23 protein-coding genes are annotated in these 21,752 nt (G+C 62.4%); 20 read left to right on the top strand and 3 right to left on the bottom strand.

Going from position 1 to position 21,752, the window contains the following annotated elements; all coding sequences use genetic code 11:
• The first annotated feature begins 9 nt into the window (after positions 1-9).
• The 14 genes from YP76_RS08515 to YP76_RS08450 all read left to right on the top strand — a co-directional run bounded on the left by YP76_RS08515 (position 10) and on the right by YP76_RS08450 (position 12,663).
• Entirely contained in the window at positions 10-207 is a 198-nt protein-coding gene (locus YP76_RS08515) for a Flp family type IVb pilin (protein ID WP_046763128.1), read from the top strand.
• A 66-nt stretch (positions 208-273) separates the two neighbouring features.
• The gene (gene cpaB, locus YP76_RS08510) at positions 274-1,206 is read left to right on the top strand and encodes a Flp pilus assembly protein CpaB (protein WP_084733072.1); all 933 of its coding nucleotides are present in this window, start codon (positions 274-276) and stop codon (positions 1,204-1,206) included.
• Positions 1,193-2,701 carry a type II and III secretion system protein family protein gene (locus tag YP76_RS08505; RefSeq protein ID WP_046763127.1) on the top strand — a complete coding sequence of 503 codons (1,509 nt, stop codon included), beginning with the start codon at positions 1,193-1,195 and terminating at the stop codon, positions 2,699-2,701. Before cpaB ends, YP76_RS08505 begins: the two co-directional genes overlap by 14 nt.
• Positions 2,702-2,715: 14 nt before the next feature.
• Positions 2,716-3,003, top strand: a complete 288-nt coding sequence (locus tag YP76_RS08500) for a hypothetical protein (RefSeq protein ID WP_046763126.1) — start codon at positions 2,716-2,718, stop codon at positions 3,001-3,003.
• Positions 3,004-3,025: 22 nt separating this feature from the next.
• Positions 3,026-4,597 (top strand): pilus assembly protein TadG-related protein, encoded by a 1,572-nt coding sequence (locus YP76_RS08495; protein ID WP_046763125.1) that lies wholly within the window; start codon positions 3,026-3,028, stop codon positions 4,595-4,597.
• Positions 4,598-4,602: 5 nt separating this feature from the next.
• The gene (locus tag YP76_RS08490) at positions 4,603-5,112 is read left to right on the top strand and encodes a TadE/TadG family type IV pilus assembly protein (RefSeq protein WP_046763124.1); all 510 of its coding nucleotides are present in this window, start codon (positions 4,603-4,605) and stop codon (positions 5,110-5,112) included.
• The gene (locus tag YP76_RS08485; protein ID WP_232307488.1) at positions 5,112-5,750 is read left to right on the top strand and encodes a TadE/TadG family type IV pilus assembly protein; all 639 of its coding nucleotides are present in this window, start codon (positions 5,112-5,114) and stop codon (positions 5,748-5,750) included. The genes YP76_RS08490 and YP76_RS08485 overlap by 1 nt, the downstream gene beginning before the upstream one ends.
• Positions 5,747-6,982, top strand: a complete 1,236-nt coding sequence (locus YP76_RS08480) for an AAA family ATPase (protein ID WP_046763122.1) — start codon at positions 5,747-5,749, stop codon at positions 6,980-6,982. The genes YP76_RS08485 and YP76_RS08480 overlap by 4 nt, the downstream gene beginning before the upstream one ends.
• Complete coding sequence (locus tag YP76_RS08475) at positions 6,982-8,340, top strand: CpaF family protein (protein ID WP_046763121.1); 1,359 nt, start codon at positions 6,982-6,984, stop codon at positions 8,338-8,340. Before YP76_RS08480 ends, YP76_RS08475 begins: the two co-directional genes overlap by 1 nt.
• Positions 8,340-9,341 (top strand): type II secretion system F family protein, encoded by a 1,002-nt coding sequence (locus tag YP76_RS08470; RefSeq protein WP_046763120.1) that lies wholly within the window; start codon positions 8,340-8,342, stop codon positions 9,339-9,341. The genes YP76_RS08475 and YP76_RS08470 overlap by 1 nt, the downstream gene beginning before the upstream one ends.
• A 4-nt stretch (positions 9,342-9,345) precedes the next feature.
• Positions 9,346-10,317 (top strand): type II secretion system F family protein, encoded by a 972-nt coding sequence (locus YP76_RS08465; protein ID WP_046763119.1) that lies wholly within the window; start codon positions 9,346-9,348, stop codon positions 10,315-10,317.
• 17 nt (positions 10,318-10,334) lie between these two features.
• Positions 10,335-11,324 carry a tetratricopeptide repeat protein gene (locus YP76_RS08460; protein WP_046763303.1) on the top strand — a complete coding sequence of 330 codons (990 nt, stop codon included), beginning with the start codon at positions 10,335-10,337 and terminating at the stop codon, positions 11,322-11,324.
• On the top strand, positions 11,321-12,145 hold the full coding sequence (locus YP76_RS08455; RefSeq protein ID WP_046763118.1) for a tetratricopeptide repeat protein: 825 nt from the start codon (positions 11,321-11,323) through the stop codon (positions 12,143-12,145). The genes YP76_RS08460 and YP76_RS08455 overlap by 4 nt, the downstream gene beginning before the upstream one ends.
• Positions 12,142-12,663 carry an A24 family peptidase gene (locus tag YP76_RS08450; protein ID WP_046763117.1) on the top strand — a complete coding sequence of 174 codons (522 nt, stop codon included), beginning with the start codon at positions 12,142-12,144 and terminating at the stop codon, positions 12,661-12,663. The genes YP76_RS08455 and YP76_RS08450 overlap by 4 nt, the downstream gene beginning before the upstream one ends.
• Before the next feature lie 225 nt (positions 12,664-12,888).
• Here the strand turns inward: YP76_RS08450 and YP76_RS26960 are convergent.
• From YP76_RS26960 to YP76_RS08430, 3 genes are all read right to left on the bottom strand, one after another.
• A protein-coding gene (locus tag YP76_RS26960) for an IS5 family transposase (protein ID WP_100237303.1) occupies positions 12,889-13,646 on the bottom strand; the annotation gives its coding sequence in 2 pieces (ribosomal slippage) (positions 12,889-13,310 and positions 13,310-13,646; 759 coding nt in all).
• 168 nt (positions 13,647-13,814) lie between these two features.
• The gene (locus tag YP76_RS08435; protein WP_046763114.1) at positions 13,815-14,474 is read right to left on the bottom strand and encodes a response regulator; all 660 of its coding nucleotides are present in this window, start codon (positions 14,472-14,474) and stop codon (positions 13,815-13,817) included.
• 100 nt (positions 14,475-14,574) lie between these two features.
• Entirely contained in the window at positions 14,575-16,158 is a 1,584-nt protein-coding gene (locus YP76_RS08430; protein ID WP_232307487.1) for a sensor histidine kinase, read from the bottom strand.
• 205 nt (positions 16,159-16,363) lie between these two features.
• On the opposite strand from YP76_RS08430, the gene recO reads away from it, so the two are divergent.
• Genes recO through YP76_RS08400 form a run of 6 tightly spaced genes read left to right on the top strand, consistent with a single transcriptional unit; the run spans position 16,364 to position 21,369 of the window.
• A complete protein-coding gene (gene recO / locus YP76_RS08425) occupies positions 16,364-17,098 on the top strand; it encodes a DNA repair protein RecO (RefSeq protein WP_046763113.1) in 735 nt (244 codons plus the stop codon).
• 60 nt (positions 17,099-17,158) lie between these two features.
• Complete coding sequence (gene leuB, locus YP76_RS08420; RefSeq protein WP_046763112.1) at positions 17,159-18,205, top strand: 3-isopropylmalate dehydrogenase; 1,047 nt, start codon at positions 17,159-17,161, stop codon at positions 18,203-18,205.
• Positions 18,206-18,228: 23 nt separating this feature from the next.
• Complete coding sequence (metZ, locus tag YP76_RS08415) at positions 18,229-19,437, top strand: O-succinylhomoserine sulfhydrylase (RefSeq protein ID WP_046763111.1); 1,209 nt, start codon at positions 18,229-18,231, stop codon at positions 19,435-19,437.
• Between the two features lie 33 nt (positions 19,438-19,470).
• Positions 19,471-19,869, top strand: coding sequence for a Co2+/Mg2+ efflux protein ApaG (apaG, locus tag YP76_RS08410; RefSeq protein WP_046763110.1), 399 nt, complete (start codon positions 19,471-19,473; stop codon positions 19,867-19,869).
• Positions 19,866-20,657, top strand: a complete 792-nt coding sequence (locus tag YP76_RS08405) for a LysR family transcriptional regulator (protein WP_046763109.1) — start codon at positions 19,866-19,868, stop codon at positions 20,655-20,657. The genes apaG and YP76_RS08405 overlap by 4 nt, the downstream gene beginning before the upstream one ends.
• 52 nt (positions 20,658-20,709) lie before the next feature.
• Positions 20,710-21,369, top strand: coding sequence for a tetratricopeptide repeat protein (locus tag YP76_RS08400; protein WP_157035711.1), 660 nt, complete (start codon positions 20,710-20,712; stop codon positions 21,367-21,369).
• The last annotated feature ends 383 nt before the right edge of the window (positions 21,370-21,752 follow it).

The following is a 21,752-nucleotide window of genomic DNA, read 5'->3' as shown; positions in this document are numbered from 1 at the left end:
AGAAAACAGATGACCTTCATCAAAAGCCTATGGGCTGATGAATGCGGCGCCGCTGCGGCGGAATATGCGCTGATCCTGGCCATTGTCGGCACCGGTATTGCACTGGCCGCCTATAATCTGGGTGGTGCCATCAAGAATTCGATGGGAACTGCCACGAATTGCATTTCGAAGGTTGGTACGAATACCGCACCGCCTGCGAATTGCTAATTATCTGAGAAAGCCGGTGCATATGCACCGGCTTTCAAAATTCTACAATCCCGGGGGGGAGTTGTCGTGGGGCAGCGCAGATCTCTAATCATCCTTGGCTTAGCGATCCTATTGGGGCTTGCGGCGGTCTACATCGCCAATGCCTATCTGAGCCGCGCCGAGCAGCAGCAGGCGGCCGTTCCCGGCGGAATGGTCAAGGTCGTCGTCGCTTCCATGCCGCTTCCGTTCGGAGCTTCGGTAACGCCGGAAAAGATCAAGGTCGTCGATTGGCCCGCAGCGTCGGTGCCGCCAGGTTCGTTCCGCGATCCCATCCAGCTCACCTCGCTTGGCAAGCAGCGCGTCGTTCTGCGCCAGATCGAGCCGGGTGAACCCATTCTCACATCCAAATTGTCGGCCGAAGGCGGGCGAGCCACCATGTCCGGTGTGCTGCGGCCCGATATGCGCGCCGTTGCCGTCCGGGTCAGCGATGTGGCTGCCGCGGGCGGTTTCGTGCTGCCGGGCGACACTGTCGACGTCTTCGTGACGCGCACGATGCAGGATCCGGGCACCGGCCAGAGCCAGCAGATCACCGATGTGCTGCTTCAGGAGACGCGCGTCATCGCCATCGACCAGAACGCCAATGACACGACCAAAGACCCGGCCGTCGGCAAGACCGCGACGTTGGAGGTCAATCAGGTCGATGCCCAGAAACTGGTGCTGGCGCAGCAGGTCGGTCAGTTGACCCTGGTGCTGCGCAATGTGACGGATGAGCGCAATCCCGCCGTCCAGACGGTCGGCACGGAGGATTTGCGTGATGGCGCCTATGTGGGCGGTTATGCCGGGCCGCGTGCCCGCGTCGCCAACGTGGCCTATCTTCCGCCGCGTCCGGCACCCGCGATGCGTGCGCCCCGCCGCACGGTTCCGAAAAATGTTTCCGCTCTGTCCGCGACCGCGACGGTCGAAGTCGTGCGCGGCACGACCGGCACCAGCTATGAGGTGAAGCGCTATGGTTCCCGCTAAGTCCGTGACGAGGCTGGCGCTCGCCGTAGCGCTGGCCGCAGGTGTCGCCATGCCCGCCACCGCGCAGATCGCGTCGATCGGCACCAACAATGCCGCCCATGCAGGGCAACTCGACGTCCCGCTCAACAAGAGCCAGGTATTGACGGTCGACCGGGCCTTTTCCAAAGCCCTCGTCGGCAATCAGGAAATTGCCGACGTCCTGCCCATGACCAATCGGTCGCTCTATGTATTGGGCAAGAAGGTGGGCACCACCAGCCTGACGCTTTATGACAGCCGCAACATGCTGATCGCGGTCGTCGATGTCGCGGTCGGGCCGGATGTGGTGACGCTGAAGCGGCAATTGTCGGAACTGATCCCAGGGGAAGAGATCGGCGCGCGCATCTCTAACGATTCGGTCGTGCTGACCGGCACGGTGTCGAATGCCGCGGCCGTCGACCGGGCGGTGCAGGTCGCGAAGACCTATGCCGGCGGAGAGGACAAGATCGTCAATATGCTGTCGGTCGGCGCGTCCCAGCAGGTCATGCTGGAGGTGCGCTTTTCCGAAGTGAACCGGCAAGCCGCGAAGCAGATCGGGTTGAACCACAGCTTCACGGGCAACCGGACGGCGGGAACGATCGGCAATTTGGCCGGGGACTCGATCGTTCCCACGAACAACAATCATACGCCCACCATATTGCTGGATGGACTGTCGGACGCCTTCGGCGTCGGCACCTGGTCCTACAAGCTTGGCAGCCTCAATCTCTTCTCCGCGCTGGATGCGCTGGAGCGCAAGGGGCTGGTGAAGACGCTGGCCGAACCGACGCTGGTGGCGCTGTCGGGTGAAACGGCATCCTTCCTGGCGGGCGGTGAATTCCCGATCCCGGTCCTTCAGGGCAATGGAGGCTCCGGCACCGGTTCGGGTGGTGGCGGCAACGGCATCACGATCGAGTTCAAGCCCTTTGGCGTGAGCCTGGGTTTCACACCTACCGTGCTGAGCGACGGCATCATCAGCCTGTCGGTCGAGCCTGAAGTGAGTTCGATCGATCCTTCGGCTTCCGTGACGGTCAACGGCCTGGTCATTCCCGGCCTGCTGACCCGGCGGGCGAAGACGGTCGTGGAGTTGCGGGACGGGCAGTCCTTCGCCATTGCCGGCCTGTTGCGGAATGACTTCCAGGATACGGTGCGGCAACTGCCGATATTGGGCTCCTTGCCGATCATCGGTACGCTTTTCCGCTCGACGGGTTTCCAGAAGCAGCAGACCGAACTGGTCATGATCGTCACGCCCCGTCTGGTGAAGCCGATGCGGGCCGCCGACGTGGAGTTGCCGACCGATCGCGTGGGCAATCCGCATGAACTGGACCTGTTCCTGATGGGCCGCACGGACAAGGCGGTGGGTATCAACCCGCTCGATCCCGATGCCATGCCGCCGGAAAAGAAAGCGGCTCCAAAGCCGGTCGCGCCCGCGAAGGATGCGCCGGCCCCGGCGGGCGCCACTTCGAGTGGATATGAGCTATGAGCGGGAGACTGACCATGGGAAAATCGTCCCTTGCTGCGATGCTGCTGCTGCCGGCACTGGCCGGCTGCACCACCAATGATCCGACCTTCGGCGGGGCTGCGCGCCACAATTACGCCATGCAGGTCATCAATCCGGAGCCGAAATATGAGGGCGCCATGGTCGAGGGCGGTGAAGGAACCCGCAGCGCTGCGGCCGTCGAACGCTATCGCACCGGCAAGGTGAAGGAGCCCAAGTCGATCCGGACCACGCAAGCCGTGAGCGGCAATGGCGGCGGCGGCGGGTCCGGCATGAGCGCCAACTGATCGGGGAAGGGAGCGATTTTCCATGTCTGCCCGTCGGAAAAGCCTGTTACGGTCGACCAGCGGCGCGGTGGCGCCGACGGTCGCACTGTCGCTGTTCGGGCTGGTCGCGGTCGGGGGGATCGCTTTCGATTATGCGCGCATGGCGAGCCTTGATTCCGAATTGCAGACGGCCGCGGATCAGGCGGCCTTGGCGGCTGCAACGCAGCTTGACGGGAAGAGCAACGCCTGTAGCCGGGCGGCCAGCGCTGCCAGTGCATTGATCACGAACAATACACGTTTCGCCAATGATCATGGCGGTTTTGCCGTGACCATCGCCAATGAAACGGCGTGCGACCGCACCGGCTTCATCAAATTCTACAAGAACAAGGATCGCAGCGACACAGGTACGCTGACCGATGCCGACGCTAATTTTGTCGAAGTGACGGTCAATTCGAGGACCGCTTACTTTGCTTTGACTCCGATCGTGTCGGCCCTGTCTTCGGGCCCTTTGTCGGCCAAGGCTTATGCTGGGGTAGGATCGGCGATTTGCAAGGTGCCGCCGGTCATGATGTGCAATCCGGATGAACCGACGGGAAATACCAACGAAAGTTATGCCTTCAACGCCGTTCGCGGTGATGGGTTGAAGCTCATTACTGGAAATGCGGATGCACCGGGCAACTTCGGTTGGCTCGATTCGGTCTTCCAAAATGGTGCCAATGGGCTGGCCGCAGCGCTTGGTTACGATACGATCCAGGCGGATTGCCAAACTGTGGATGGCGTTTCCACCAAGACTGGCATGAGTACCTCCGTGCTGGATGCGCTCAATACCCGCTTCGATGTCTATGCTAACGGCAATTCGACCTGTCCATCGCAATATGGCGGAACTTGTTCTCCGTCGAGCAATACGCGTAAGGACCTGGTTTGCAACTCGAACGATGGCCTCACCTGCAATAATAATTTTGGCGTTTCGAGCAACCCGTATCGGCCAACAACGGTTGCGGCGTTGACCTCGTCCTATCCGGATATCATGGGTTATCCGCGCGACCTATGTCATGCTGTGCCCCAAGGATCGCAGACCTGTGGCATAGTGGGTAATGCCACCTGGGACAGGGACGCCTATTTCCGGGTCAATTATGGATGGACCAGTCAGGCGGCCTGGATAGCCGGAACAAACAACGCCCTGGGTCCTACAGCTACTCGTTACGAGGTCTATAATTGGGAAGTGGCGCATCCGAGCGTGATCGGTGGCGACAATAAATCGCATGGGATCGGTGTCCCTCATGTCACGAACGGGAAAGAGACAGGGTTCGGTATACCGGCAAATAATATTGCCGGTATCACGCCTAGTTCGGCTGGCGTGGACAGGCGTCGCATCTCGGTTGCCGTTCTCAACTGCAATGCATTGAATCTGCACGGGAAAACGACAGGGATTGATCCGGTCAAATGGCTGGATGTTTTTCTGGTCGAACCGGCTTTCGCCCGAGGGAAGGGCAACAATACATATACCGACAAGAAAGAGGTGTATGTCGAGGTTATCGGCGATACGGGCAGCGGGGCGAACGGCGCGAGCAATCCTCAAGTCATTGAGCGCTCTGTTCCCTATCTGATCGAGTGAAGCGGATGCAACATTCTTTCCTTTTCCGCCTGTTTGCTTGCCGCCGCGCCGCCGCCGCTGCGGAAATGGCGCTCGTAACGCCGTTTCTCATTATCCTGATGTTCGCGTCTTTCGAAGCGGGTAATTATTTCCTGAGCGAGCATGTCGTGGCCAAGGCCGTGCGCGATGGCGCGCGCTATGCATCACGGCGATCGCTGACGGATTTTACCTGCCCCGGCACTGTCGCCAGCGACGTGGTCGACAAAACCCGTAACATCACCCGCACGGGACAGGTGGCAACCGGCGGTACGGCAAGGCTGATCAACTGGACGGCGCCCACCACGGTTTCGGTTACGCTCAGTTGCACGGCGATCAGCGGCGGCAATTATTCCGGCATCTACAAGGGCATGTCCAGCGTGCCGAAGGTCAAGGTATCGGCGACCGTGCCCTATGCCTCCCTGTTCAACGATCTCGGTTTTACCAGTTCGACCTTGAATCTGGTGTCCGAATCCGAAGCAGTGGTGCAGGGCATATGATGCGCATATTCGCTCGCCTTGTCCGCGACGACCGTGCTGGGTCGGCGGCGGAATTCGCGCTGGTCCTGCCGTTGCTCATCATCTTTCTGTTCGGCATCATCGATGTCGGACGGTTCATGTGGACCTGCAACCGGGCGGAAAAAGCAACGCAGATGGGCGTGCGCTTTGCCGTTGCCACTGACATGATTCCCAATGGCCTTGCCAATTACAGTTTCGTCGTCAGCGGCGGGCTGACGCAGGGCGATCCGATCCCGCAAAGTTCGTTTGGCGGCGCGTCCTGCAAGATCAGCGGCGGCGCGGTGTCCTGCACCTGCAATACGGGCGCGACCTGTCCCAGTCCCCTTGTCAGTAACAGTGCGACTGCGCTGACCGCCTTCAACAATGTGGTCGCCCGCATGCGTCTGTTCATGCCGGAAATAACCTCCAGCGCCGTGAAGGTGGACTATGACTATTCAGGGCTTGGCTATGCCGGCGATCCCAACGGTTCAGATGTCGCGCCGCTGGTGAAAGTGAGTATCCTGCCGAATGCGCTGGCCTTTCGGCCGATTACCTTGGCTGCTTTCAAAGGCTCTATCAACCTGCCTGCCTTCACATCCGCTCTGACGATGGAAGATGGCCAGGGCACGGTTGCAAATTGAGGAACAAGAATTTGGGCATCGTGACCAACGCAGCGGAACCCGCGGAGAGCTGGACTCTCAACATCGGCGACGAGGGCATCCACCTCATCCTGTCCGAGCAGGAGGTGCAGGCGTCCGATATATTGGGTGATGGGCTGAGCGGACAATCGCTGACGCTCAGCATGCTGCCGTCTGCCGCTGCCCTGCCGTCCCAGATGGTGGCAGAGGCCAGGGCGATCATCCTGGAGGTGGAACCCGACAGCGATGCGTCGATGAAGCGGCTGATCGCCCTGCGTGCGGCCAATCCCAAGCTGAGGCTGGTCGCGGCCATTCGCGATGCGCAGATTCCGGTCGTGCGTGCCTTGCTGCGCAGCGGGATCAACGATGTCGTCGCCCTGCCGTTGCAGGCGAGCGAACTGACGTCGATCCTGGACGAATTGAGGGCCGCCATTGCCGCCGACACGGGCAGCGAGGTCAAGACGGGGCAACTGGTCTCGATCATCAAGAGCGTCGGGGGTGTCGGCGCGACGACGGTCGCGACCCAGGCCGCCAGCCTCCATGCGCGCTCGGCCAGGCAGGAGGGGAGCGAAGTCTGCCTGTTCGACTTCGATATCCAGTTCGGCAATGCCGGCACCTTCATGGGCATATCTTCGCCGCTGACGCTGGCCGACCTGTTGACGGGCGGCAATCGCGTCGACCAGGAACTGCTGCGCACCGTCACCGTCGAGACGGCCACGGGGCTGCGCGTCGTCACCGCCCCGCCCGAGATCATGCCGATCGAGGCGGTGAATGCCGATCAGGTGTTCCGCGTGGTCGAACTGGCGCAGCGCAGCTTCGACACCGTCTATCTCGACCTGCCCGGCAACTGGACGAACTGGTCGATGTCGTTGGTGGCTCGTTCCCAGGTGATTTTCCTGGTGGTCGAGCTGACCATTGCCAGCCTGCGTCAGGCGCGGCGCCAGATCGCTCTGCTGCGCAGCCAGGACATCGATCCTTCCCGCATCCATGTGATCGCCAATCGCGTGGAGAAGAAATTCTTCCGCGCCATCGGGCTGGAGGATGCGGCGGCTGCACTCGACCATCCGGTCAGCCTCAGCATCGCCAATGATTTCCCGCTGGTCAGTTCGGCACTCGACCAGGGCGTGCTGATCCAGGAGCTGAAAGCGCGCAGCCGCGTGTGCAAGGATTTGCAGGATATCGTCGATTGCTGCGTTCAGGCGGCCGAAGCCGAACGCCGGGCGGAGAAGGGCTGATGTGGCAGATCCGTAAAGAAAAAGGCAGTGAACCGCGGGAGGAAGCCGCGGACGCCCTGGTCGCGCCGGTCGCATCCTGGGAGGATGACCGGCACACCGAACTCAAGGTCGCGCTGCACCAGAAGCTGATCGACATCATCAACCTATCCGCTCTGGACAATATGTCGCGGGCACAGGTCGAGGCCGAAGTGGGCGAAATCGTCCATGAACAGCTCGCGCTTCAGAAGCATGCGCTGAACCTGGAGGAGCGCAAGCGGCTGGTCTCGGACATATTGGACGAACTGCTGGGGCTGGGGCCATTGGAGCCGCTGCTCAAGGACCACAGCATCACCGATATTCTGGTCAACGGACACAAGCTGGTCTTCGTCGAGCGCGGCGGTCGGCTGGTGGAAACGGCGACGCGTTTCAAGGATGAGAAGCACCTGTTGCGTATCATCCAGAAGATCGTGGCGGCGGTCGGACGACGGGTCGATGAATCATCGCCTTTTGTCGATGCGCGCTTGGCCGACGGATCGCGCGTCAATGCGATCGTGCCGCCGCTGGCGGTCGATGGATCGCTGCTGTCGATCCGCAAGTTCGCCAAGGTGCCGATCAGCATGGCGCGCCTGACCGAGTTGGGCAGCGTGCCCGGGCCCATGGCCCAGGTACTGGCGGCCGTGGTGGCGGCGCGGCGCAACGTCCTTATTTCCGGCGGCACGGGATCGGGCAAGACCACGCTGCTCAATGCCATGTCGGCCAGTATCGATGAGCATGAGCGTATCGTGACGATCGAGGACTCCGCCGAATTGCAGCTTCAGCAGCGCCACGTCGCCCGGCTGGAAACCCGGCCCGCCAATATCGAGGGGCGAGGCGAGGTGTCCCAGCGCGATCTGGTGAAGAATGCGCTGCGCATGCGGCCCGACCGCATCATCGTGGGCGAGGTCCGCGCCGGTGAGGCCTTCGACATGTTGCAGGCGATGAACACCGGCCATGATGGATCGATGACCACGGTCCACGCGAACACGCCGCGCGATGCGCTGTCGCGCGTCGAGCAGATGATCGGCATGAGCGGCATCGATATTTCGCCCCGGTCCGCGAGGGCGCAGATCGCGTCCGCGCTCAATGTCATCGTGCAGGTCGGGCGTCTGGCGGACGGCCGCCGCCGTCTGCTGAGCATTTCCGAGATCACGGGCATGGAAGGCGAGGTGATCACCATGCAGGAGATCTTCCGCTTCAAGCTGACGGGTCGGGATGAGGACGGCATGGTCCGCGGCCATTTCGAGGCGACGGGCATCCGCCCCAAATTCATGAGCGAACTGACCGACCGGGGCATCAACCTGCCTGCCGACCTGTTCCGCCCCGATGCGGTGGTGCAGTGATGAACCCGCTTTATATCCGTGTCTTCATCCTCATCCTGCTGTTCGCGGCAGTCATCCTGCTGATCGAGGGCATTTCGAGCTGGCTCCGTGCGCGTGCCAGTACGGAGCGGGTCGTCAACCGCCGGCTGAAGATGATCGCGGCAGGGTATGAGCGGAGCACCGTGCTTTCCAAGCTGCGCCGCAACAGCGAGGAAATGAACTTCAATCATGCGACCCTGTGGGGGCGCGCCGGATTGGGGGTGTTGCGGACGTTGCACGGCGCGGGGCTGACCATTCCGGCGCGAACCGTGCTGATGCTGATGGGCATAGCCGCTGGCCTGCTGTTTCTGCTGGTGATCGTCGGTGGTGTGGCGTCGGGCTATGGGCTGACGGCGGGGATGATCGTCATGGCGGTCGCCTTTGCGGTGGCGCTGGGCATATTCCTGCCGATGATGGTGTTGACCCGGCTCAGCCAGCGCCGACGCAAGAAGATGGAGGAACAGTTTCCGGTCGCGCTGGACACGTTCGTGCGTGGCCTGCGGGCGGGCCATCCGATCGCCGCCGCGCTGGAACTGCTGACCAAGGAGATGCGGGATCCGATCGGCAGCGAATTCGGCATCGTCGTGGACGAGGTCACCTATGGCGCGGATTTGCGCGACGCCTTGCAGCGCATGGCCGAGCGGTGGGACATGAACGAAATGCACATGTTCGTAATCTCCCTGTCGGTACAGAGCGAGACGGGCGGCAATCTGGCCGAAATCCTGGAAAATCTGTCACTCGTCATCCGCGAGCGGGCGAGCCTTTTCATGAAGGTCCGGGCACTGAGTTCCGAAGGGCGGATGACCGCCATCATGTTGACCGCCCTGCCGATCCTGGCCTTTGTCGGTTTGTTCATGGTCAATCCGGCCTTCTACATGGACGTGGCGCAGGACAGGATGTTCATCTTCGGCTTTTCGGGCCTGATCATCCTTTACATGATCGGTTTCATCACGATCCGCCGCATGGTGGATTTGAAGGTTTGATCTGATGTTTGACCTGGCACTTCTTTCCCAATTGCGACCGGTTTTCCTGGTGCTGCTGTTCGTCGTGATCGTGGCGCTGGTATTCGGTGTGGCGGAACTCGTCACGCGCAACGCCAAGGTACGCAGCCGTCTGGACATGGTAAGCGATGCCGGCAGCGCGACGCAGGCGGGCGTGCACAGTCTGCGTGGCGAGCGCAACAACAGCGAATGGAAAAAGCTGGTCGACCGGATCGAACGGCTGGGCATCTCCCTGGTCGACAGCAACAATGACAGCCTGCGCCGGCGGATGATCGCGGCGGGCTATGCCTCGCCCGAAGCGCCGCGCATCTTCACCCTCATTCGCCTTGTCATGACCTTCGCCCTGCCGGCGGTGTTCGTCATCAGCGCGCTCGGCAAACCGGAACCGCCGAGCCCGGTGAAGCTCTATCTGATCGCCGTGTTCTTCGCGATCGTGGGGCTTTATATTCCCAATCTGTGGATATCGGCCAAGGCGGGGCGGCGTCAGGAAGCCATTATCCACGGCTTTCCCGATGCGCTGGACCTGATGCTGGTCTGCGTCGAGGCGGGGTTGGGGCTGGAAGCGGCGATGGATCGCGTGGGGCGCGAACTGGCCATATCCCACCCGCTGGTGTCGTCGGTTCTGGGCAAGGTCGTGTTGGAATTGCGGGCCGGGCGAAGCCGGGCCGATGCGCTGCGGCGCATGGCCGATGACGTGGATGTGGACGAAATCCGGTCCTTTGCCACGCTGCTGATCCAGTCCGATCAACTGGGCTCCAGCGTGGGACAGACGCTGCGCGTCTATGCTGCGGAAATGCGCGAAAAGCGCCGGATGCGCGCGGAGGAGAAGGCGCACCGCTTGCCGGTGCTGCTGTCGATCCCGCTCGTGGCCTGCATGTTGCCGGTCATGATCGGCGTGTTGATGCTGCCGGCGATCGTGCGGGTGATCCGCGACATATTGCCATATATGACCAGATAGCAAAGGGGATGGGGGGCGTGAAAAAACGGACATTGGCCATCGCGCTCATCGTGGCGACGACGGCATGCAGCCCGACGAAAACCGGCGTTCTTTCGGTCAGGCCCGTTAATGAGGAGCCAACCGGTTCGACGAAGGATGCGTTGGCACGGGGCGATCTGCTGTTCGCGCAGGGCGATCATGCGCTGGCTCTGGACGCGTTCCGCAAGGCCGTGCGTTACGATCCCGACGATGTGCATGCGTTGAACGGTGTCGCGATCAGCTATGCGGCGATGGGCAGGCATGATCTGGCGCGCGAATTTTTCGAACTTGCCCTGGCCCGCGCGCCGCAGGATGCGCGCATCTATCGTAATTTCGCGCGTAGTCTGGAAGCGCAGGGGCTTCGCGGCGAGGCCGATGCCTTGATGGCGGCTGCGCGATCACTTGTGCCCGGATCGGCAGGGGCGCCGAAAATGGCGGCCCGTCCGACGCTGGCGCAATTGGCGGCGAACGGCCTGCGGACGGCGCCTGCGAACGTGCAGCGCCAGGCCCATCTGGAACTGGAACGGCTTTCGCTTGGCGAAGTGCGGTTGCGGACTGGGGCGTCCGCCGACGGTTTTGGCGCGGCGCCCCAGTTCACGACAAGGATCATCACTGTCGCGGAGGTTGCGGCACCGACGCCGGCGCGATCCTTGAGCACACCGATCGTGACGGTCGCCGCCGAGCCGTTGAACGAGCCGAAGCCTCTGAATGGAAATCGACCCTCGGCCATCGTGGCCAAGCAGCCTGTGTCACTGGTCAGGGCGTCATCCGCCGGCCCGGGCGTCGCGGCCGCCTGTAGCGAGGTAGCGCAGGCAGGTTTCCGTCTGCCGGCTACCGGTTATGCCATCGATCTGCCGAACGCCCGGAAGGATGGGGATGCGGCCGGTCGATGCGCATCATGGGCTGGCGATGAAGTGCAGGATGGGGTGTTCAAACGCCTGTGGAAAGCGTGGCTGCAACCGGGCAACCGGAAAGCCGGCAGGGGATGATTTTGCTTCTGCTGCTGGCGGCCGCCGTCGCCCATCCCGTTGGAGGAGCCCCCTCCGCGGCCGCTCCATTGGATTATCCCTTCCTGATGGATGAGGCGATCGACGGTGGACGGATCATTCAGGCTGAAGCGATGCTTGCCCAATGGCGTGCGGAGGCAGGGACCACCGACCGGCCGCGGATCGACATTGCAACCGCGCGCCTTGCACTGGAAAAGCGCCGAGATGGGGAAGCTGCCGCTCAGTTCACGGCATTGATCAATTCTGGAATGGCCGATTGCCGGGTTGATGAAGGGCTAGGCATTGCCATGGTGCGGCTTGGCCAGCCGCAGCAGGCGCTCGAGCCGCTGCGTCGGGCCGTTGCCGCTTGCGCGGACCGCTGGCGAGCCTGGAATGCGTTGGCTGTCGCCTATGATCATGCGGAATCCTGGGCACTGAGTTCGGCCGCTTATGAGCGTGCCTTCCAGCTTACCAACAAGCCCGAGAAGATACTCAATAATTATGGTCTGTCGCTGCTCAAGCAGCGGCAGGCGGACAAGGCCTCCGCCATTTTCGACAAGGCGCATGAATTGGTGCCCGACGACGCCGGCGTCACGGCCAATCGCGATGCCGCTTATGTCTTGTCGGGGCGGGACATCCGGCGCTCGGCGGGTGACAGTGCGGATACCTGGGCGCGGCGGCTCAGCCATGCGGGGCAGGTCGCGCTCCAGGCGGGCGACCGGGCGAAGGCGCAGGCCTATCTGAGCCGTGCCGTCACCGAAGCCGATAATTTCGTGCCGGAAGCCGCCGCCGCGCTTGCGTCAATGGAAAATGGGAAGCGATGATCAAGGACCTGATTTTGCCGGCCGTCTCGCTGGTTCTGATCGCCGCGGCGGTCGAAGACATGGCGCGGTTGCGCATATCGAACGTCTTTCCGCTGCTCGTGGTCGCCCTCTATGGCGGCTGGGTCGCGGTCACGGGATGGGAAAACGACATCTGGCATAACGCGACCCTCTTTCTGGGCATGTTCGCGCTCGGATGCGGCATGTTCGCCATGCGTTTGATGGGGGGAGGGGACATCAAGCTGATGGCGGCCTGCGCGCTTTGGTTTGACTGGTCGGGCGCCGTTCCGTGGATCGTCTATATGACGGTGGGCGGCGGCGTACTGGCGCTGTTGATCATCGTGGGCCGCCGGCTGGTGCCGCAGGGCGTGCGCGGTAACTCCTCTCTCGCGATCTTCTCTGCCAAGGGCCCCATTCCCTATGGCGTCGCCATTGCGCTGGGCACGATCATGGCGCTCTACATGGCGGGGCCGAACCCCAGCGCCATGGCTCATATGCCTGATTTCGTGCGCCCGCTATAAGGTTTCGCGCGCTCGATTTTGACCAGCGATCACCAGGAAATCGGTCGGAGCGCGCTGCGCTGGAGCATCGTGCGCAAAAGTGGGAACCGGTTTTGCGCTTAAAAGGATGCGGCAACAAAAGCTCAGCGCGCGCGGCTTGCGCATGATTCAACGCAGCGCGCTCTAAATCGGACGCAGGACGCGCTCTCCGGTGTTTTTGTGCGATGCCCTAAGGTCTGTGGACATTTACCGACAAGCGATGAGTGTAGCGATTAGGTTGAGGTTGGCTTTGAAGCTGCCATCGGTTTTGTCGTATCTGGTTGCGATACCACGAAATTCCTTGATCTTGGCGAAGTAGTTTTCGACGAGGTGGCGCCATTTGTACATTTGGGCGTCGTAGTCGATGCAAGCTTTGCGATGCTTGCGCGGCGGGATGACGGCTTGCGCCTCTCGTTCGGCGAGTTCCGTGCGTAGCCAATCGGCGTCAAAGGCCTTGTCAGCGAGCAAGGCGTCGAACGTCAGCCCCTCGATCAACGGCCTGACGCCCATGATATCGTTGCGTTGCCCCGGCATCAGAACAAAACGCACCAGATTGCCCAGCGCATCGACCAGAGCCATGATCTTGGTCGTCAGCCCACCCTTCGATCTCCCGATGGCCTGATTGTGAGTCCCCCTTTAGCGCCGGTCGCCTTCTGGTGAACGGAAACAATCGTGCCATCGATGAGCGCATATTCCATATCGGGATCGTCCGACACAGCCTCGAAAAGCCGGTCGAACACGCCATCGCGCGCCCAGCGTCGAAACCTGCGGAAGTTGCTGTTCCAATTGCCAAACCCGGATGGAAGGTCGCGCCACGGCAGACCCGCGCGAACCCGCCAGAATACTGCCTCCAGAAATAAGCGCGTGTCCGCCGCCGTCACACCACGGTCTGTCACTTTGCCGGGAAGCAACCCCTCAAGTCGTTCCCACATCGCATCACTGATAACAAAACGGTTCGGGTCCATGTTCGCGCTCCCAAAAGGAGCTTGAATCACTTCTCAGCCAAAAAGAAAATCCCTATTGTCCACAGACCTTAGAGCGCCCGATCTGATTGAATCAGATCGGGCGCTCTATTTCTTTGCTTTACCCCGATTTCTTAACCGTAAGATGATGCCATCTGACTGGAAATCGTTCTAATGCTCCATGCTGACGGCGGGTATGTCGCTGTCCATCGACATCATCATGATGATCAGTTCCGAACGCGACTTGATGTTGAGCTTCTGGAAGATGCTGTGCAGATGAACCTTGACGGTTCCTTCAGTCAGGCCGCAACGGCTGGCGATTTCCCGGTTGCGCAATCCGGCGCGGATCAGTCCGGCGATTTCCAGTTCCCGTTCGGTCAATACGCTCAGGACATTGGCCTCGTTCGCGGGGGCGGAGATGCTGTGCACCAGCGCCTGTTCCATGACGAAGGGGGCGATGCTCTTGTTGCCGTTCATGACCTGCTGAATGCAGCCCAGCAACTCGTTGGGATCACTGTCCTTCAACACCACGCCATCGACGCCCAGCTTGATCGCCTCCAGCGTCTGTTCCGGACGGATGTGCACCGTCATGAAGATCACCGGCACCGTGCTGCCGCTGTTGCGGATGGCCGACAGGATGGCCAGCCCGCCGCCGCTCTTCATGCTGACGTCCAGGATCAGCAGGTCTGGCTCGCCGGTTTGCATGCGTTCCAGCGCCTCTTCCACGGAGCGGGCGCAGAACAATATGTCGTGGCCATGGGAACTCAGGAACTGTGCCATGCCATCCAGGAAGATCGGATGATCGTCGACTATCGCAATCTGGGCCATCATATCTGGGACCTTGGTAAAGAGGAGGGTAGTCTGATCGAGATTAATGAATTCATGCTTAAATTATGAAAATAGGCCGTACCGCCGATCTTGCTCAATCGCTTCATGATGGATTGCGATTGCAGTTCGAAATCGCCGGTATAGCTGTCTCGTGCGGGGCCTGAGGCCCCGGATTATCCTTTAGCGCAATCAGTATCTCGTCGTCGACCTGTGCGATCGATACGGTGATATGGCGGGCATTGGCATGCTTGACCGCGTTGGCGGCGACCTCCCGGATCAGATATTCGACTTCCGCCGCCGTTTCCGCCGATACGGTCATGGCCCGCTCGACCAGGTTCAGGCGGCAATCGATCGCCCATTGCAACGCGATGAAGCGGCAGCAGCGTTCGACCTCGCGGGCCAGGTCGACGTCGGTTTCCGATGAAACGGGAAGTTGCTGGCTGAGCAGGCGGCGCAGATGCGCTTGCTCGGCCGTCACCAGTTCCTCCATGGATTTCAGTTCCGCCACCTGTTCCGGGGTAGCGCCGCCCGGCAGTCCGTGGATGGCTGTCACCAGCCTGACGCGCAGCGCCGCCAGCGTTTGCAGGACGCTGTCATGCAGGTCGCGGCTGAGCGCCTGCCGTGCTTCGGCAAAGGTGCGCTGACGCCAGGCAAGGAAGAAGAAATGGCGTTCCAGGAACAGGTCGATCCCCTCCTGTATGCGCAGGCACCGCAGCAGCAGGGCCGGGGACCAGCCATGGCGGGTGCCGATGAACAGTCGCCCGCGCAGTTCGCCGGCCTGCACATAGAAGCTCGCCCCCTGGCCCGGTCCGAAAACGTCCGATATGGTGTCGGTCAGGTCCGCCGCCCGTTCATTCCGCAATATGCCGAGGCGGCTGCGCAGAAGGAGCCGGGGTGACTGGGTGGAATAGAGAAAGGGCGCATCCCTTGGCGTGACGTTGGTCAGGCCGTCAATCTGCTTCTGCGGCAGGACCATGCGCCGCACGCCGTCCGCATCGCCGAACTCGCAATGGACCGCCGTATCGTCCATCGTTTCCCAGACGAAGGCGCAATAGCGGGAGTTCATCAGTTGCGCGACCTGCTCCACCAGAAATTGCGCGAGCGATTTCTGAAAGGACAGGCCCACGCCCTGCAACCGCTCGGTCCAGTTGACCAGCCGCTGTTCCAGGATGGACATGCTCAGCATCGATGCGGCGATCATGCAGCCGATGACGATGGTCAGGCTGTCGATGGCGCGGTCCACGGCCATCACATGCCGGACCGAAATCCATGCGTCATAATATCCGCGGGCCATGAAGGCGAAGATCAGACATAGCCCCAGGACGATGATCGCCCCGCGTCCGAAGCGGTCGGATGCCGACCATGCGACGAAAAACAGGCACCCCAGCGCCGCGATCTGCAGGGGGGCGCACAGGACGATGACCGTCAGGAAGACGATCAGGTCGAATATCAGGAAAAGGGGACGCAGCAGCAGCCCGACGGGCGGTGTCAGGAAATGCTGCCCCATGCTGAGGATGGTCCATATCCAGACGCCGATCTTCACCAGTTGCGCGGTATGGGTGAAATAGGAATCGCCGCCCAGCATGACGTCGATCTGCCAGATCGCGGCAACGGAAAAGGCGACGCGGGATATGGCAAAACCCAGCGTCGGTGAACGGCCCAACCAAAGCACCAGGCGATCCATCATGGAAGACGCCCCGTCTATGCGATGCATGGTGAAATTTGTCCCCCGACATACTCCACAAGAGGAGTGTGCGCATGTGACTGAAGGAAAAGCAACCGATATCGATGCGGCTATCGGCGCGCCCGGCAAATTATGCGCGATTTCGGGACAGGTCGGGATGAAAAGGCTCCGGATGGCGTTCCTGCCCGGCAGTCTGTAAACGGGCGGGATGGCGTCGCTTATCACTCCCGCCCTTGTCTGTGCCTTGCGCGGCCATGGCGAACATGGCGCGATCGCGCGGTTGTTGACGCCCGATCATGGCTTGCTGGCGGGGTATGTGCGGGGCGGGCGTTCGCGCCAGCTACGCCCGGTGCTGTTGCCCGGCAATGCGGTCAAGGCCGAATTCCGGGCGCGGACCGAGGAGCAGCTGGCGGGGCTGACCGTCGAATTGGCGCATAGCCGCGCGCCCCTGCTGGCAGAAGCCTTGCCTGCGGCAGCGATCGACTGGGCTTGCGCGCTCACGGCGGCGGCGCTGCCCGAGGGGACGCCCTATCCCGCGCTCTACCAGGCGTTGGACGGCGTGCTGGGCGCGGTCGAGGCGGCACCGGCGGCGCGAGGATGGGCGGCGGCGTTGATCCGCTACGAATTGCTGCTCCTTGCCGAGCTGGGTTTCGGTCTGGACCTGACGCGTTGCGCCGCGACGGGCGGGAAGGACGATCTGGCCTTTGTCAGTCCGCGCAGCGCGGCGGCGGTCAGCCGGGAAGGGGCATTGGGCTACGAGAATCGACTGCTGCCGCTGCCGGCCTTCCTGCTGGCGGGCGGGGCGGGGGATTGGCCAGCGATCCTCGACGGTTTGCGGCTGACGGGCTTCTTCATCGAGCGTTCGGTGTTGACCGACTGGCGCGCGCAAATCCTTCCGTCGCGTGAGCGGCTGGTCGATCGCCTCAAAAGAGCGATTGCCTAAATACTTGCGCTGGAGGGTGGGGCTTCATAAGGGGCGGCACGAGGTTGAAGGAGTTGCCCTATGTTGATCGCCCTGTTCCCCGGAGATGGTATCGGCCCCGAGATCGTCGCTCAGGCGAAGCGCGTGCTGGATGCGCTGGCGATCCCCGGCCTCACCTATGAAGAAGGGCTGGTCGGCGGCGCGGCCTACAAGGCGGTGGGCCATCCGCTGCCGCCGGAAACGCTGGACCTTGCCAGGCGCGCCGATGCGATTCTCTTCGGTGCGGTGGGCGATCCGGATTGCGACTCGCTGGAGCGCCATCTGCGCCCCGAACAGGCGATCCTTGGCCTGCGCAAGGAACTGGGCCTCTTCTCCAACCTGCGTCCGGCCAAGGTCTTCCCGGAGCTGGCCGACGCCTCCGCGCTCAAGCAGGAGGTGGCGAGCGCCATCGACCTGCTGATCGTGCGCGAGACCAATGGCGACGTCTATTTCGGCGAGAAGGGGATGCGCAAGACGCCCGAGGGTCTGCGCGAAGGCTATGACATCATGTCCTATAATGAGGAGGAGGTGCGCAAGATCGCGCATCAAGGCTTCCAGGCGGCGCGCGCCCGCCGTGGCAAGCTCTGCTCGGTGGACAAGGCCAATGTGCTGGAAACGAGCCAGCTCTGGCGCGACGTGGTGATCGAGGTTTCGGCCGATTATCCCGACGTCGCATTGAGCCACATGTATGTCGACAATGCCGCGATGCAGCTCGTGCGCAATCCCGGCCAGTTCGACGTCATCGTCACCGGCAATATGTTCGGGGACATTCTTTCCGACCAGGCGAGCATGTGCGTCGGTTCGATCGGGATGCTGGCTTCGGCCACGCTCAACGACAGCAACCAGGGCCTGTACGAGCCGATCCACGGCTCCGCGCCCGACATTGCCGGGCAGGGCAAGGCCAATCCGCTGGCAACGGTTCTGTCGGCGGGCATGATGCTGCGCTATTCGCTAAACCTGGCCGACCAGGCCGACCGCATCGAGGCCGCCGTCGCCAGGGCTCTTGCCGACGGGGCGCGCAGCTTCGATCTGGGTGGTACGATGAGCACCGTCGAAATGGGCGATGCCGTGCTGGCGGCGCTGGTCTGAATATTGGGTCTGAGGATAAGGCGATGAAGCGCAAGAGCGGGCAGAATCCCGAGATCACCAAGAATTGGCGCCCGGCGACGCTCGCAGTGCGTGGCGGCAGCGTGCGCAGCGAATGGGGTGAGACGTCGGAAGCCCTCTTCCTGACCAGCGGTTACAGCTATGACCGCGCGGAAGATGCCGCCATGCGCTTCGCTGGCGAGCAGCAGGGCATGACCTACAGCCGCCTTCAGAATCCGACCGTTGAGATGCTGGAAAAGCGCATCGCCCTGCTGGAGGGCGCCGAAGCCTGCCGCGCGACCGCGACAGGCATGGCGGCGATGACGGCGGCCCTGCTGTGCCAGTTGTCGGCGGGCGACCATGTGGTTGCGGGCAAGGCTCTGTTCGGCTCCTGCCGCTGGCTGACCGACACGCTGCTGCCGAAATTCGGGATCGAGACGACCACGGTCGACGCGACCGACAATGCGGCCTGGGAAGCGGCGGTGCGGCCCAACACCAAGGTCTTCTTCTTCGAGACCCCGGCCAATCCGACCATGGACGTGGCCGATCTCGCCGCGATCTGCGGCATCGCCAGGGCGCATGGCATCACCAGCGTCGTCGACAATGCCTTCGCGACCCCTGCGCTCCAGCGGCCGATGGAATTCGGCGCCGACGTGGTGGCCTATAGCGCGACCAAGATGATGGACGGGCAGGGCCGGGTGCTTGCCGGCGCGATCTGCGGCACCGAGGATTTCATCCTCAACACGCTGCTGCCCTTCCATCGCAATACCGGGCCGACGCTCAGCGCCTTCAACGCCTGGGTGGTGTTGAAGGGGCTGGAGACGCTGGACCTGCGCATCCGCCGCCAGAGCGAGAATGCGCTCAAGGTCGCCAAATTCCTCGAAGGCCGCGTCGCGAAGGTTCTTTATCCGGGTCTCGAAAGCCATCCGCAGCATGCCCTTGCGATGAAGCAGATGGCGATGGCAGGTCCGATCTTCTCGCTCTATGTCGGCGGCGGCCGGGCGGAGGCGCACGGGCTGCTCAACGGCCTGGAACTGGTCGACATCAGCAACAATATCGGGGATTCGCGCTCGCTGATGACGCATCCGGCCTCCACCACCCATTATGGCATGGCGGAGGAAGCGCGGCTGGAGGTCGGCATCACCGAGGATATGCTGCGCCTCAATGTCGGTCTGGAAGACCCGGAGGACGTGATCGAGGATCTCGATCGCGCTCTGAAGTCGATAGGCCGTTGACGGAACAGGGGTGAAAGGCGCATTTCTTAAGCTGTGAACGCACTTTTCCCCTTTCATGCGACCACGCGCGACATCAACGTGCATGTGGCCGTCACCTTCCTGCCCGAACAGTCGGAGCCGGACCGGGGCCGCTGGTTCTGGGCCTATCATATCCGCATAGAGAATGACGGGGACCAGCCGGTGCAACTGCTGACCCGTCACTGGATCATAACCGATGGGCGGGGGACGCAGCATCGGGTCGATGGAGATGGGGTCGTGGGGGAACAGCCAGTGGTGCAGCCGGGCAAGAGCTATGATTATGTGTCGGGTTGCCCGCTCAACACGCCGAACGGCTCGATGAAGGGCCATTATCACATGATCGGCGCCAGCGGCGAGACGTTCGACATCGCCATCCCCCATTTTGCGCTGATCGCGCCGGCGGTGGCTGAATGAAGCGTACCCATTTGCCGCTCAACGGCCTGCGCGTGCTGGATGCGGCGGCGCGGCATCTGTCCTTCACCCGCGCGGCGGACGAACTGGCGGTGACGCCTGCGGCCGTGGGGCAGCAAATTCGCGCGCTGGAAGATTTGCTGGGCGTCGTTCTCTTCCGCCGCACGCCCAAGGGGCTGGAACTGACCCCGGAAACCGAAGCGGGCCTTGCCGCCCTGCGCGCCGGCTTCCTGGAGTTCGAGGAGGCCGTGCGCGCCATGCAGGCGGGCCAGTCCAGTTCCTCGCTCACCATCGCCGCGCCGCGCGACATCACCGCCAAATGGCTCCAGCCGCGCCTCGCGGGCTATGCGGCGAGCCAGCCCGACCTCAAATTCGCACTGGTCGCCGCGGACGAGACGCTCGATTTCACGGAAGCCAATCTCGACCTCGCCCTGCGCCTTGCCGAAGGGCCGGGCGAGAATGAAGGCATCAAGCTGGGCGAAGCGGCCTTCGTCACGATCGAGGCGGCCCAAGGTGGTCCCGACCATCGCATCGAATGGCCCGGTTGCCCCAAAGGAGACGCGCCCGCGACGATCCGCGTGGCGGACGCGGGCCTCGCCATCGAGGCGGCGGCCAACGGCTTCGGCCATGCCTGCGTGCCGACGCTGCTTGCGGAGGCGGATATGGCGGCGGGCCGGGTGCGGCAATTGGGGGATAAAATGTCGTCGCCGCTTGCCTATTGGCTGATCGCCCCCTTGCCGCAGTGGCGGCAGAAGAAGGTCAGGGCGCTCGTCGAGGCACTGACCGGATAGTTGCTTTTTCTTAAGCTGCTGGCGCTTATCATCCGCCGGCAGGAGGGGCGGCATGGCCTGGGACGGCGGCACGAAGACAAGGGGATTGCTGGTTGCGCTGCTGCTCTGTGCGGCGGCGCCGTTGCAGGCGCAGGCGCCCTATGTCCCGGACGTGACGGAAGCGCGCGAAAAGGAATGGCGCAAGCTGGTCGCCGCGGCGCAGGCGGCCTATTCGGCGGGCAAGGCGGCGGATGGGATCGACAACGCCCGCAAGGCACTGGCCCTGGCGGACGAACTGTTCGGCGTCGACGATCCGCGCGCGCTCATCTCGGCCAACGACCTGGCGTTGCAACTGGATTCGACCGGCCGTTTCCGGGAAGCCGAAGGCCTGTTCCGGCGGGTGTTCGACAGTTATCTGCGCACGCGGGCGGAAGATGACCCCAATACGCAATTGGCGGTCGAAAATCTGATCGACTTTTATATCGCCCGCAAACGCTATGATGCGGCGGTGCCGCTGGCGGACTATGCCCTGGCCAGCTTCCGCCGGACGACCGGCGCGGGCAGCGAGCGCAGCCGGCGGATGGAACGGATCGTTGCCGACATGCCGAAGCCGGTCGTGCGGGAGGTCGCGATGGAGAAGCCGTCTGACGCGCAATCCGCGGACATGGCTGCCGAAGCTGTGGAAAAAGCGTCTGTAACGCCAAAGGATGAGGAAGGGGCGTCCAACCCCTGAGCCCCGCTTTTCCGCCGTTCCGTCGCGGTGGGGCACGGGATTAACCTAAGATATAAGTCATTGGCTCAATTGTTAAACATGACGCAATGGCTAAGTCTGATTCGCGTCGGAGGGGCACAGATTTTCCATAGCTTATCGCCAGTCACAGGCCGACTGGACGAAGCCGCGGAAGGCTCCGAACGATAAGCCTATGGGTCGCAATCATGGGGCGGCCGGCTGTACAAGCCGGTCGCCCTTTTGCGTTTTTCCGATGGTGGTCGAGGCGAAAGACCCCTCATCGGGCCGCCAATGCGATCGGGGATCGAGTCGTCCGAGTCGCCTGATATGGGCCCTTGGTGTTAACCACGGCCCGGTCCCGGCATAGCCGTCTCGATATAGGTTTG

Origin of the sequence: Sphingobium chungbukense (assembly GCF_001005725.1) — a bacterium.
Taxonomy (GTDB): domain Bacteria; phylum Pseudomonadota; class Alphaproteobacteria; order Sphingomonadales; family Sphingomonadaceae; genus Sphingobium; species Sphingobium chungbukense.
Note: the sequence above shows the minus strand (reverse complement) of the source record. Positions and strands in the feature narration are given on the sequence as shown.

Bases quoted from the DNA above. Each gene is read 5' to 3' on its own strand.
- YP76_RS08450 (WP_046763117.1), top strand. From the start codon at position 12,142: ATGATCAAGGACCTGATTTTGCCGGCCGTCTCGCTGGTTCTGATCGCC.
- YP76_RS08475 (WP_046763121.1), top strand. From the start codon at position 6,982: ATGTGGCAGATCCGTAAAGAAAAAGGCAGTGAACCGCGGGAGGAAGCC.
- YP76_RS08455 (WP_046763118.1), top strand. From the start codon at position 11,321: ATGATTTTGCTTCTGCTGCTGGCGGCCGCCGTCGCCCATCCCGTTGGA.
- YP76_RS08515 (WP_046763128.1), top strand. From the start codon at position 10: ATGACCTTCATCAAAAGCCTATGGGCTGATGAATGCGGCGCCGCTGCG.
- YP76_RS08405 (WP_046763109.1), top strand. From the start codon at position 19,866: ATGAAGCGTACCCATTTGCCGCTCAACGGCCTGCGCGTGCTGGATGCG.
- metZ (WP_046763111.1), top strand. From the start codon at position 18,229: ATGAAGCGCAAGAGCGGGCAGAATCCCGAGATCACCAAGAATTGGCGC.
- YP76_RS08470 (WP_046763120.1), top strand. From the start codon at position 8,340: ATGAACCCGCTTTATATCCGTGTCTTCATCCTCATCCTGCTGTTCGCG.
- YP76_RS08435 (WP_046763114.1), bottom strand. From the start codon at position 14,474: ATGATGGCCCAGATTGCGATAGTCGACGATCATCCGATCTTCCTGGAT.
- recO (WP_046763113.1), top strand. From the start codon at position 16,364: ATGGCGTCGCTTATCACTCCCGCCCTTGTCTGTGCCTTGCGCGGCCAT.
- YP76_RS08430 (WP_232307487.1), bottom strand. From the start codon at position 16,158: ATGATGGATCGCCTGGTGCTTTGGTTGGGCCGTTCACCGACGCTGGGT.
- YP76_RS08465 (WP_046763119.1), top strand. From the start codon at position 9,346: ATGTTTGACCTGGCACTTCTTTCCCAATTGCGACCGGTTTTCCTGGTG.
- YP76_RS08400 (WP_157035711.1), top strand. From the start codon at position 20,710: ATGGCCTGGGACGGCGGCACGAAGACAAGGGGATTGCTGGTTGCGCTG.
- YP76_RS08500 (WP_046763126.1), top strand. From the start codon at position 2,716: ATGGGAAAATCGTCCCTTGCTGCGATGCTGCTGCTGCCGGCACTGGCC.
- YP76_RS08490 (WP_046763124.1), top strand. From the start codon at position 4,603: ATGCAACATTCTTTCCTTTTCCGCCTGTTTGCTTGCCGCCGCGCCGCC.
- YP76_RS08505 (WP_046763127.1), top strand. From the start codon at position 1,193: ATGGTTCCCGCTAAGTCCGTGACGAGGCTGGCGCTCGCCGTAGCGCTG.
- YP76_RS08495 (WP_046763125.1), top strand. From the start codon at position 3,026: ATGTCTGCCCGTCGGAAAAGCCTGTTACGGTCGACCAGCGGCGCGGTG.
- leuB (WP_046763112.1), top strand. From the start codon at position 17,159: ATGTTGATCGCCCTGTTCCCCGGAGATGGTATCGGCCCCGAGATCGTC.
- YP76_RS08485 (WP_232307488.1), top strand. From the start codon at position 5,112: ATGCGCATATTCGCTCGCCTTGTCCGCGACGACCGTGCTGGGTCGGCG.